This window comes from Ahrensia marina (genome assembly GCF_001293565.1).
Classification (GTDB): Bacteria; Pseudomonadota; Alphaproteobacteria; order Rhizobiales; family Rhizobiaceae; genus Ahrensia; species Ahrensia marina.
On sequence record NZ_JXMU01000001.1, the window covers coordinates 252,244 to 264,409 of the forward strand.

Annotated in this window: 12 protein-coding genes; 3 read left to right on the top strand and 9 right to left on the bottom strand. The window is 51.1% G+C overall.

What is annotated here, in order from left to right:
• The first annotated feature begins 2 nt into the window (after positions 1–2).
• Complete coding sequence (locus SU32_RS01125) at positions 3–746, top strand: MauE/DoxX family redox-associated membrane protein (protein ID WP_245625467.1); 744 nt, start codon at positions 3–5, stop codon at positions 744–746.
• A gap of 57 nt (positions 747–803) precedes the next feature.
• On the opposite strand, the gene SU32_RS01130 is transcribed toward SU32_RS01125, so the two are convergent.
• From SU32_RS01130 to SU32_RS01165, 8 genes are all read right to left on the bottom strand, one after another.
• Entirely contained in the window at positions 804–1,022 is a 219-nt protein-coding gene (locus SU32_RS01130; RefSeq protein WP_053997469.1) for a hypothetical protein, read from the bottom strand.
• Positions 1,023–1,147: 125 nt separating this feature from the next.
• Complete coding sequence (locus SU32_RS01135) at positions 1,148–1,744, bottom strand: exopolysaccharide biosynthesis protein (protein ID WP_053997470.1); 597 nt, start codon at positions 1,742–1,744, stop codon at positions 1,148–1,150.
• Positions 1,745–1,793: 49 nt separating this feature from the next.
• Positions 1,794–2,624: an SDR family oxidoreductase gene (locus SU32_RS01140; protein WP_053997471.1), complete on the bottom strand. Its 831-nt coding sequence runs from the start codon at positions 2,622–2,624 to the stop codon at positions 1,794–1,796.
• 1 nt (position 2,625) lies between these two features.
• Entirely contained in the window at positions 2,626–2,820 is a 195-nt protein-coding gene (locus tag SU32_RS01145; protein ID WP_053997472.1) for a DUF3008 family protein, read from the bottom strand.
• Between the two features lie 140 nt (positions 2,821–2,960).
• The gene (locus tag SU32_RS01150) at positions 2,961–6,164 is read right to left on the bottom strand and encodes a 2Fe-2S iron-sulfur cluster-binding protein (RefSeq protein WP_053997473.1); all 3,204 of its coding nucleotides are present in this window, start codon (positions 6,162–6,164) and stop codon (positions 2,961–2,963) included.
• 18 nt (positions 6,165–6,182) lie between these two features.
• Complete coding sequence (locus SU32_RS01155) at positions 6,183–7,484, bottom strand: TRAP transporter large permease (RefSeq protein ID WP_053997474.1); 1,302 nt, start codon at positions 7,482–7,484, stop codon at positions 6,183–6,185.
• Positions 7,481–7,951 (bottom strand): TRAP transporter small permease, encoded by a 471-nt coding sequence (locus SU32_RS01160; RefSeq protein ID WP_053997475.1) that lies wholly within the window; start codon positions 7,949–7,951, stop codon positions 7,481–7,483. Before SU32_RS01160 ends, SU32_RS01155 begins: the two co-directional genes overlap by 4 nt.
• A gap of 62 nt (positions 7,952–8,013) precedes the next feature.
• Entirely contained in the window at positions 8,014–8,931 is a 918-nt protein-coding gene (locus SU32_RS01165) for a TRAP transporter substrate-binding protein (RefSeq protein ID WP_053997476.1), read from the bottom strand.
• Positions 8,932–9,098: 167 nt separating this feature from the next.
• On the opposite strand from SU32_RS01165, the gene SU32_RS01170 reads away from it, so the two are divergent.
• Positions 9,099–9,578, top strand: a complete 480-nt coding sequence (locus SU32_RS01170) for a MarR family winged helix-turn-helix transcriptional regulator (protein ID WP_053997477.1) — start codon at positions 9,099–9,101, stop codon at positions 9,576–9,578.
• A gap of 26 nt (positions 9,579–9,604) precedes the next feature.
• Here SU32_RS01170 and SU32_RS01175 read toward each other — a convergent pair whose 3' ends face one another.
• Complete coding sequence (locus SU32_RS01175; protein ID WP_053997478.1) at positions 9,605–10,639, bottom strand: LacI family transcriptional regulator; 1,035 nt, start codon at positions 10,637–10,639, stop codon at positions 9,605–9,607.
• A gap of 206 nt (positions 10,640–10,845) precedes the next feature.
• On the opposite strand from SU32_RS01175, the gene SU32_RS01180 reads away from it, so the two are divergent.
• Positions 10,846–12,096, top strand: a complete 1,251-nt coding sequence (locus tag SU32_RS01180) for an ABC transporter substrate-binding protein (RefSeq protein ID WP_053997479.1) — start codon at positions 10,846–10,848, stop codon at positions 12,094–12,096.
• Positions 12,097–12,166: the final 70 nt, after the last annotated feature.

The window sequence follows — 12,166 nt, forward strand, 5'->3', positions numbered from 1 at the left end:
ACATGACTAAATCAGCAAAATTATATCGCATGGTGATGGAAGACCATCTCTGTCCCTATGGATTGAAATCAAAAGATTTGTTGGAGCGTAAAGGCTATGAGGTTGAGGACCATCACCTGACAACACGTGAGCAGACTGATGCTTTTAAAGAGGAGCATCAGGTTAAAACCACCCCGCAAACTTTTATCAATGGCGAGCGCATAGGTGGCTTTGAAGCATTGAAAAAGCACTTCGGCTATCACGTTCCCGAAAAGGGAGAGACGAGCTACATACCGGTCATCGCCATATTTTCTGTTGCCGCGCTTATGGCTGTTGCAATGGGGATTGGTGTTTTAGGCACACTGGCCCATATCCGAGTCTTCGAATGGTTCATCGCCATATCAATGTGCTTTCTCGCCGTTCAGAAGCTACAGGATGTAGAACGCTTTTCGACTATGTTTCTCAACTATGACTTACTCGCCCGAAAATGGGTGCCTTACGGTAGAATCTACCCGTTTGGCGAGGCCTTGGCAGGCATTTTGATGGTCGGCGGTATCCTGTCCTTCATATCGGCGCCCATCGCACTTTTCATCGGCACAATTGGCGCTGTATCAGTCTTTAAGGCTGTCTATATAGACAAACGCGAATTGAAATGTGCGTGTGTCGGCGGCGGGTCAAACGTCCCACTCGGCTTTGTTTCCTTAACCGAAAACTTGATGATGATTGTCATGGGTTTGTGGATGGGCGCCAAAGCGCTTGCAGGCTGAATACCAGTGGCCATAAATATTGAAAAAAGCCGTAGCTGAAGAGCTACGGCTTTTGTTTTATTTCTTTTTTCCCAAGTCGCGCTCAGCGCGCACATCTTTGTCCAGCTTTTCAAAGCTTTCAACAACGCCGTCCGTTTCTTTCTTCACATCCGGCACGGCTTGACGTTGATTGCGTACGTTGCGCTGATCATTTGCCTGAAGGTCATTGTCGCCCATTTTATCTTGGGCCAAATCAGCTTCTTTGATATTTGTATTAGAGCGGTCGGGTTTTGTCATTTTCATCTCCTTCGCTGTTGTAAAATCAATGCGCTGGCAGGCAAAAAGTTGCTGAAATTATTTTGGTCATCACAATTGGAAAAGGCGAACCTGTATTATCTTGTTCGCCCTCAGCGCTCGGCACGTTACAATCCAAGTATGAGGTAAATTGCCAGAGCATAAGGCAGCATTGCTAGCAGAAAAAACATCCCGTCCTCGGTCAACATGGACATGACAAGCAGCGCGACACCAATCGCCGCAATTGAGGAAGAAAATGGGATAAACTCCAGAAACGGCATCATAAGACCGGTAAACAAGCACAATAATTGCGGCACCCAAATTAAGGGGCGACGAAATAGAAATCGCAAGCGCGATCGGGAATGCCTATCGATCCACTTAATCACCGGCGCAATTTTCTTCATCGCGCTATCGAGTTTGTTTACGTCGATAGATTGCGAACGCAGTTTGGCGGGCAGATAAACGCGCCGGAAGTTAAAGACCAGTTCGAAAGAAAAAAGAGCAATCAACAAGCCTCCAACAACCGACACACCAGGGACGCCCGAAAGCGGAGTTGCGACGATTAAGGCAGGCACTAGAATGGCAGGCAACATGCTCTTGTCGCCAATTGTCGAAAGCAAATCCGACACCTGCACTTTGGCATCAGTTCCTTTGCAGCCTGAGCGGATCTTATCTACAATCTTGCTAAGGCTGCCCTCTTGGCTGGCGGCATTGTCGCTACGCATCGCTGAACGGCTCCCGAAATACTAGATTTTCACCATTGCCTTTTGGCAACTATCCCGAAATGGGTTCGCCGCCATTTGGATGAAGAACCTGACCTGTCATATAGCTTGAATCCTGACAGGCTAAGAACAGAAAGCAAGGCGCGACCTCATTGGGTTGGCCGGGGCGACCTAGTGGCGAATCTTTGCCAAAGCGCTCAACCTTATCGGCCGGAAAAGAGGCTGGGATAAGCGGCGTCCAAATCGGACCCGGCGCGACACCGTTCACCCTTATATTTTTATCAGCCAATTTTGATGCCAACGCACGGACGAGAGCCAAGATCGCTCCTTTTGTCGATGAATAATCGAGTAACAAATCTTGACCTCTATAAGCGGTGACCGATGTGGTACACACAATTGCAGCGTCTGAATTCAGATACGGCATCGCTGCCTGCAAGATGAAAAAATAGCCAAAAATATTGGTTTGGAAGGTTCGTTTTAACTGTTCTTCGGATATATTTTCAAACTCTTCAACGGCGTGCTGCTCGGCGGCATTGGCCACCACAACATCAAGCTTGCCAAGCTTTTCGACTGATTGGCTGACGGCCTTTTCGCAAAAATCCTTGTCCGCCACATCGCCTTTAATCAATAGGCAGCGGCCACCTTCCTCTTCAACCAAAGCAGCCGTTTTTTCAGCGTCTTCGGTTTCATCACGGTATACGATAGCTATGGAGGCACCTTCGCGCGCATAAAGGATGGCGGTGGCGCGCCCAATACCGGAATCGCCGCCGGTGATTAAAGCAACTTTATCTTTCAAGCGGCCAGCCCCCGGAAAGCGCGGCATGTATTCCGGCTCCGGTGACATTTCATGCTCCAGACCGGGCTGTCGTTGAGGCGTTTCCATCTCACTTCTCCTCGTCTTCTACCGTTTCAGGCAGGTCATCATGATCCGTTGAAGCAATGTCTTCCAACTCGTCCTCACTCATGGAATCGTACATTTCTTTCGAAGCCCCCTGCAATTCGCTGACTTTTGTTTCGCCGCGTTTTGCAGAAAGCGCCGCACCCGCGGCTTTTTGTTGTGACTTGGATTTTGCAGGCATTAAAGTCTCCTTCACTAAATTTGGATTCGGTCCAATGACAACGTGCAAAGGCTGGAAATGTTGCAGTGTTCTAGCCCGTTGGAATCAGACGGACTTTAATAGCTATGCTTGCACAAGGAGATCGGGGCGCGCACAACTCTTTAAAGATCGATCTCAATAACACCGTCTTTCTTTGCCGCACGTGACTGACATAAAATGATGCCCGTTTCGCGCTGTGACTTCGACAAAACGAAATCCCGATGCTCAACATCGCCAGAAACCAGCCCGCATTTACAAACACCGCATATCCCGTCCGAGCATTTCACATCGACGGCAATACCATTGTCATTGAGCACATCAGCCGCCGTTTGATCAGCAGGAACCAGAAAGCTCCTCCCTGATTTTACAAGCTTGATCGTGAAATCGAAATTTTCATAGTCCGGCAGTTCCGGCACAGAGAAATATTCCAGATGCCGCGCTTTGTCGGGATAACCGGCCCTCTGCGCTGCCTCAAGAACAGACGACATATACCGCTCTGCACCGCAGGTATAAACATGCCAGCCCGGCTGATAGCCGGACAATAATTTGTTAATGTCAGCGCGTGTTCCCTCATCGGTAATATGCAGATGTACTTTATCCGCCCAGCCAAAGCGCGGAAGTTCATCAAGGAACCCCATACTGGCTCTACTGCGGCCGGAATAATGCAAAACAAAATCACGCCCCTGTGCATGTAATTCATGCGCCATGGCAATCATCGGCGTGATACCGATGCCGCCGCCCATCAAAACTGATTTGGTTGCAGTTGGATCAAGAGCAAAATGGTTGATGGGGCGCGAGACAAACAGCTTGCGTCCGACATTGAAAATACGGTGCATCAGCTTGGATCCGCCGCGCCCCAAATCTTCGCGCAAAACAGCGATCTGGTATTTTGAACGGTCCGCAGGATCACCGCACATCGAGTATTGGCGCAAAAATTCCGGTGCCACCACCAGATCAAGATGCGCGCCCGCTGTCCATTCAAGCAAATCACTGCCATCGACAGCACTGAACTCATATTTCATCACAGCATCGGCAATCATTTCCGCTTTGGTGATTTGAACCTGTATCACCGGACTGTCACCTTCTGCGGTGTATCGGTGAATGGCGCTTTCATCACCGCGCGCCAACCGTGATTTATATTCTTCGGCGGTGATCATCGCCTGATAGGCTTCAATCCCTGCCTCGCGGTCCATGGGGAATGGATAAGGATAGGGATGCGGCGCAAGCGGCGCAGGATAAACCGCCAAAGTCTGTTCTTCGAAACGTAATTTCAGATCTTTTTGCAGATCGCGTTTGTTGACCGGCTCCACAGTTGGCCGGTACCCGCCATCTTCTGCAATTTCCAGATCCCACCACCATTTTTTAACCGGATTTAACCCGCCATTTCCCGCAAAATCGTCAAGTTTGGCCAGAGCCGGTGCCAGCTTCGGCATATTCATCGCAGCCCAGCGGAATGGCTTTTCTTTAAACACCCCTTCCAAATTCCAAGGGCAGGTTTTCATACAACGTCCGCACATCGCTCCGCCCGGTGTCGTAACGCGGTAAGTGGTGCATTTCTGGCTGTCCGACTTCCATATTTCATAGCCGTTGAACATTAATTTGGGACCAGCGGTGATTGCGCCGGAAGGACATTCGCGCGCGCATTTGTTGCAGCTTTCACAAAATGTTTGCAGCCCGAAATCAATCGGCTTGTCATGCGCCAGAGGCAAGTCGGTTGTCACAACACCTGACTTGAGCCTCGGCCCCAGATACGGATTTAAAATGACCTCACCTATGCGGCTGACTTCACCGAGCCCTGAAAGCAGAAGCAAGGGCGGCTGCAACACTTCACCGTCCATCACCGTATGTGCTTTGGCAGAATAGCCAAGGCTTGCAATTTGCTTGGCCATCACCCCGCCAAGCAGGGAAAACCGCAAATAGGCCCGCATCGATTGCGCCACCGCAATCCAGTCATCACCGGACGAACCGTCCATTGTTTCATAGCCCTGATCAATGACCATGCTGATGGCCTGATCATGTGTCGGCACAATCTCGTCGCCGCGGGCATCATGGCTGTACCACGCCCATGTGGGACAACGCGAAATGCCGACCGCATCCACGCCCAGAAAATAGCTGGTCGCCTTAACCAGATCGGCAGCTTCCTGCGGTGTGTAATGCTTCTTTTCTGGCGCCGCTATGCCTTCCTGCAACAAAACAAAGGCACCCAGCGCGCGGCGCTGTGCCATGGACGGCGCAGCTTTTCGCACATAGTGCCCGCCCTTGGATGTCTGTTGCAGTTTTTTGCCCATATCGCCAAACTGGGCACGCGCGAACATGTCGGTGCGTTTGGGAACACGCGCAACATTGAGCTCGTCAATATAGGTGGTCGGTGTCTCGACGCGTTTAAGTTTTTCAAACGGATGCGCGCCGTCAACAAAACGACGCTTGGCATAAGGCACCGCATTGCCCGCATTCTTGGCTGACTTTGTGCCAAACCGCCACGCAGGACCAAAGGCTGATCGGGGCTGCTGATTTAACGGCAGTAACGGCTGGTCAGGCGCGATCTCGAATGTTGTTGTCACCGCCGACAAGCCAAAACGGGAACCAATATAAGGATGGTGCAGCTTGCCGTCTTCAACGGTCGCCAAACCCGCAGCCACCGCAAGTTTGTTCAGATCAACATCCGAGCTACTGACCGTGTGCGCCCGCGCATCATAGCCTAACAGGCGCAAATAATTGGCAAGAACCACAGAGGTTTCCGATGCCAACAGACCCGCGCGATGGGCATAGGCCCCTTCAATCCATGCGGTCCCCGGTTCATCAGGCTCAATATCGCGCGGATTTTCATAAAGAAACACAAGTGCATGACTATGCGGTTCTATACTTGGTTTTTCAGCCTCCATGGACTCTTTAAGATCGGCCATAATCATATCGATACCGGCCGCCAATGATTTGATTTGAACCGTCTTTAAATCTTCGGCAAGCCGGTCAATATCCGGATTGATGATCGGTTTATTGAGTATCGCCTCATCCGGTAGAAGGCATGTTCCGACCAATGCCGCATCGGCAAAATAACCAAATGATTTGAGGTGCTCTGCCCGCTCCTGCGGATCGGTCGGCGCTTGCGCGACCGCTCCATTGATCAGCCCGCTACGGATAACATCAAGCATGGCCTGATGTTCACGCATGGCATTGATGATAGAGTACGGCGCGCTTTCATTTTCAAATCGCAAGGCTTCCATCGCCGGAACCGAACTTAGATCCGCCTTTGGCATACGTTCCAATAGTTCCACCGGATAAGGCCCCATATGCACGGGACGAGTCTTGCTGGAAAAGAACCTTGTCATTGCGTCACAATCTTTGAACTAGAACATTGCATTGGGCAGCATCAGCGCGATGCCCGGCACAGCCACAAGCAGCAGGATGCATAGGATCATTGCCAGCCAGAACGGCATGATCCCTCTAAAAATTTCAGACAATGGCACATCGGGCGCAACGCTTTTGACGACGAAACAATTGACGCCGACAGGCGGGCTAATCAGCCCCATTTCCAGAACCAGAACCATAATCACGCCAAACCAGATCGGATCGAAACCAAGCCCGATAACCACTGGAAACACGATCGGCAGGGTGATGACCATCAGCGATAGCCCTTCAATGACCATGCCTAAAAACAAATACAGCACCAGTATCAAGCCCAGCACGATATAAGGCGATGTGCTGTAGCCCAGAATTGTTTCTGACAGTAATTTCGGCAGTCCCGACAGGGAGACAAAGGGCGAAAAAACCATCGCGCCAATCAGAATCAGAAAGCATAGTCCCGTTGTTTCCAGCGTACCTTTGACGGCATCAACAAACCCTGTCCATTGAAGCTGGCGGCGTAAAAGAGCCATAACAAGCGCCAGTGTCGCGCCGACACCGGCCGCCTCAACCGGTGTGAAAATGCCTAAGTAAATGCCGCCGATCGTTATGATAATGATGCTCAACACCGGCAGCGCACCGGCAAGCGCGGCACGCCTGCTTCTGGTGTCCTCTTCAGCCATATCGCCGCCCGCCGCAGGGTTAAACAGCACGATTAAAGTCACTGTCACGACAAACAGAGCTGTCAACAGCAAGCCCGGCAATATGCCCGCCATAAACAGCCGCCCGATACTCTGCTCGGTCAAAATGGCATAAAGAACAAAGCCGGTGGATGGCGGCAGCAAAATGCCCAATGTACCGCCGGCGGCAATAACACCGGTCGATAGCCGGTCACTATAGGCGCGGCGGCGCATTTCAGGATAGGCCACCTGCCCCATTGTTACCGCTGAAGCGATTGACGAGCCTGACAGCGCTGCAAATCCGGCGCAGCCGACAATCGTTGCACTGGCAAGACCGCCTTTTAAATGCCCGACAAGCGCATAGGCCGCATCATATAGATCGCGGCTCAACCCTGCTTTCGAAGCGATATTACCCATGAGAATAAACAGCGGCAGAACAGAGAGCGAATAAAGCGTGCTGATGGAGAAGGTCTGACCCGTCATAAAATTCAATGCCGTTGCCGGTGAATTCAAACTGGCGGTGCCGACAAATCCGACACTCAACATGGCAATGCCCACAGGCACACGCAGAAAAATAAGCAGCAGCAGCGCACCAAACCCGATGACGCCAATAATTTCCGGGCTCATAGCGCGCTCTCCGCCTTATAGGAAATCCAAGCGCGGGCAATAAAAGCCAGAGCGCTCAGCGCGAAACCGGCACTTAAATCCTGATACATATAAAAATAGGGAATTCTCAAAAGTGCGGTCTGTTCGGCAAAGTCGCGTGCATCAAAACCGGCCTGAACCATATTAAAGGCAAGCAACGCGCAAAAACCTGCCGCGAGAAGTTCGCCGCAAATGGTCAAGATACGCGCGGCGGCGGGCGGTAAGAATCCGACGACCCCGTCAATACTCACCGCCTTGCCGCGATAGATGCTAACCGGCACGGCTATCGCCACACATATGGCCAGAAATGTCTGGCTGATTTCATGAGCACCGATAAACGGCGCGCCAAATGTGCGCATGATCGCATCGCCAACCGAAACAACCATCAAGCCGAGCAGGCCAGCCCCGCCAATGCACAACAATGCACCGCCCAAAATTCGAGACATCATAATCGTTTCCTGACAACGGGCCAAAAGGGCATGAGAGCTGCCCTTTTGCCCATTATGCTTTCTCAGTTAGCCTTGAAGGGAGAAAGTTCTGTAAAAACATCAACTTCCTCGGCGGTGAGCGTAATCATCTCAACGCCGTTTTCCTCAGCGCTCACCAGCGCTTTCTTGCCTGCTTCGGCAAAAGCTGCCGCACCTTTTACGCTCAGTTCCTTGCCGGATGCTGCATGAAGCGCTGCCTGCTCTTCTTCGCTCAAACCGTCATATGCGTCTTGGTTCATCGCGAGCAGAAAGCTGGAAATCGAACCGGGAATATTGACGGTCGCATATTTCGTGACCTCATAGAGCTTGTAGGCTGTAAATGCAGTCGGGTCGATGTAAACGCCGTCCACCACGCCGGTGCTGATCGCCTGATAGGCATCAGCCGGTGACATGCTTACAGGAACCCCGCCCCATGCTGTGATAATTTGCGCCATATTATCGCTGGCAATACGGATTTTCAGGCCGGCCATATCCGCAGGATTACGCACGATCTTGTCGCGGGTGATAAGGATTGTTGTGTTGTTGGCCCAAAAAGCAAGCGGTACAGCGCGGCTGACCTCGGCCTTGATGGCATCTTCATTATCCCACATCGCTTCGGTCGCCGTCACACCGTCGGAAAAAAGGCCGGGTTTCTCATAGCCGGTCAAAACTGGAAACAGATCGGGTGTAAAATCCGGCAAAATAAATGCAAGCTCTGCCACACCGGTTGCAACGCGTTTATATTGGGCTTTCGGGCCCGGCCCTAGCTCACCGGCAGGATAAATTTTAATTTCGGACGAACCGCCCACAGCCTCATTGAACGCTTCGGCCATCGGTGTCATAACATGTCGATCCATGGGATGTGTTGGCGGCATAAAATGCGCCATTTTCAACTCTCCCGCAAAAGCCGAAGCGCCTGTAACCATAGCGCAGAAGAGCGCCGCAATACGAATGATCCTCATAAATCCCTCCCAAGATTCCGCCAGCTTTCTGGCTCAATATACGTGCATAATGCACATATATATTTTCTCATAGTGCACGCGAAATCCATATTTTCAAGTAAATTCTTGTATTCAGACAGCAATGGTGTAACGATTTATGTTCACAAGACACGCTTTTCGAGGTTCGTATGCCCTTCAATGAAGAAGTAACAACTTATAGTGCTCAGGACAATTTGGGATACTGCTTAAGCCGCGCTGCGCTGATCATGCAAACCGCTGTCGATGAAGCATTGATAGAGATAGAACTGAACCGTCTGTCATGGACAGTTCTGGCCTGCATTCGCTTTGATGGCGTCGAATCTCCAAGCAAGATTGCCGAATTTGTCGGCCTGGAACGTACCACCGCATCAAGGCTTATCACGCAACTGGAGAAGAAAGGGTTTGTGACCAGACAGCCCAATGATGAAGATGGCCGCGGACACAGTGTGAGACCGACACCATTGGGCATTGAAGCATGCAATAAAGCCCCGGCTTTGATTGCTGCGGCAACACGCCCTCACCTTTCAGACTTATCAGAAAACAATGTCGCTGAGCTCATCCATCTGTTGAAAAAAATAGGCACCGGCACGGTTGCAAAATGGAAGGTGTCAAACGCGAAGAAAGGCTAATTTGAAAAGCCGGCGACAACACAATTCTAACCGGCCGGATTTAAATCAGGAAACTCCTTTTCTGGACGCTGAACAAACCCTTCACGGATAGCGTTTGGATTGCTGATATCGTCTAGCAGCATTTCACCCATCAAAGCTCCGGCCTCGGCAATATTTTCAATAATCGTATCCACGCGCGGACGAATATGGTCAAAGACCCGCGATGTTTGTTTGGCAACAATATCAACATCGCGTCCGACCATCATATTATGATCGCTTAGACACGCCATAATCGTCATGGCAGCAACCTCACCGGCACAAACATAGCCGTCAGGGCTTCTGCCTTCTTCAATATGCTTTGCGATACAGGCATAAATTTCGTCCGGCGCGCTGTCGAGATTGACCTCCTCCGGCACTGCATATGAAACACCAACATCAGCCGCTGCTGATGTGAAGCCATATTTCAGATGCCCATAGAAGGTGAATTTGCGGTCCGGCATAACGGCAAAAAGGCGCTTTCGACCTTTTGCGGCGAGTTGCGAAACAGCAAGACGCGCAAATTCTTCATTGTCATAATCAACAAACGAATGTTTGGACGATAATTCGGTACGGCCATGACACACGAATGGAAAACCGTTTTCGATCAAAAACCGGACACGCTCGTCAAACGGCTCCGTGCGTGAAAATATAATGCCGTCCGCCATTTTGTTGCGCACGATCTTCTCGATGGTTTTAATTTCAGTGCTCTCTTCAAAGCTCGGTGTGACAAGCAGATTATAATTCGTGCCTCTCAATGCCCTGCTCAAGCCAAGTGTCAAAGAATTTGAGAAACCCAAAATCTCGTCATGCGGACTTAGGACAAGACTGATGACATTGGTTTTTCCGGTGCGCAATCTTTGAGCGGCACGATCAGGCACATAGCCGATTTCACGCGCGGCATTTTCCACTAGCAATCTTGTTTTGGCTGCAATCTCCGGCGCACCGTTGAGCGCTTTGGAAACAGTCGTCACAGCCAGACCTGTTTTTTCCGCCACTGTCTTGAGAGTGGGTCGCTTTGTAACAGTTCCGGTGCCAAGCTTCATTACCGCGCCTATTTATAACGTTGTATTAACACGAACGTCTAACATAGATACAAAGCAGCAATTGATCAATCAGCTTTACCGTTGGGACTAATTTTAAAGTGTTTTTGATAAAAAGGCGTCAAAGTCATCGGTTGACTCTCACAAATTTATAACGTTATAAATTTGGCAGGAGGCATTAAAGCCTCCGAATTTTGGAGGAAAATTCTATGAAAATGCGTAATTTAGCACTCAGCGCATCAGCCGCGACAATTATCGCCTCGTCTGTCAGCATCGCATCAGCCGAAGATGTTGAAGTTCTGCACTGGTGGACAGCCGGCGGTGAAGCTGCTGCCTTGAACGTTTTGAAGGAAGACTTGGCCAGCCAGAATGTTGGCTGGAAAGACATGCCGATCGCAGGCGGCGGCGGCAATGACGCGATGACTGTTTTGCGCGCACGTGTGACAGGCGGCAACGCGCCGACAGCCGCACAGATGCTCGGCTTTGACATTAAAGACTGGGCAGGCACGACCGGCAATCTCGGCAATCTGGATTCTGTTGCGGAAAAAGAAGGCTGGAGCGACGTTGTACCGGCTGCATTGCAGGAATTTTCCAAACATGACGGCCACTGGATTGCCGCGCCTGTGAATGTCCATTCAACCAACTGGGTTTGGATCAATAAAGAAGCGCTGGATGCCGCAGGCGGCAAAGAGCCTGAAACATGGGAAGAGCTGATTGCTGTTCTGGACGCGATGAAGGAAAATGGCATTACGCCATTGGCGCATGGTGGACAGGCTTGGCAGGACGCAACCATTTTCGACGCAGTTGTTTTGGGCATCAGCCCCGAGCTTTACAAAGCAGCCTTTATTGATCTGGATGGAGAAGCTTTGGGCGGCGAACAAATGGTCGAAGCGTTTGACCGCATGGCCAAGCTTCGCACCTATGTTGACGATAACTTCTCCGGCCGTGACTGGAACCTTGCATCCGCAATGGTGATCGAAGGCAAAGCCGGCATGCAGATGATGGGTGACTGGGCCAAGGGCGAGTTTCTGAAAGCCGATCAGGTCCCGGGCGAAGATTTTGTTTGCATCCGCTTTCCGGGCACACAAGGCAAAGTCACATTCAACTCGGACCAGTTTGTCATGTTCGATCAGGGCGGCGCATCTGAGGCCCAACTGGCCATGGCATCAGCGGTTATGAGCCCGGCATTCCAGTCTGCATTTAACGTTGTTAAAGGCTCTGTACCGGCACGTACCGATGTTCCGGACACAGACTTTGATGATTGCGGTAAAAAAGGGATGGCTGACTTTGCCGAAGCCAACGCATCCGGCGGACTTTACGGCTCTATGGCGCATGGCCATGCGAACCCTGCCGGCGTTAAAAATGCGATCTATGATGTCGTCACAGCGCATTTCAATGGCGAATATGACAGTCAGACGGCAGCCGAAGAACTCGTTGCTGCTGTTGAAGGCGCCAAATAACTGAAACATTGGCCGCTTAGCCTCCCGGCGGCTTGCCCGGGAGGCTCTCAGACTGCCATATCTGTTAGCC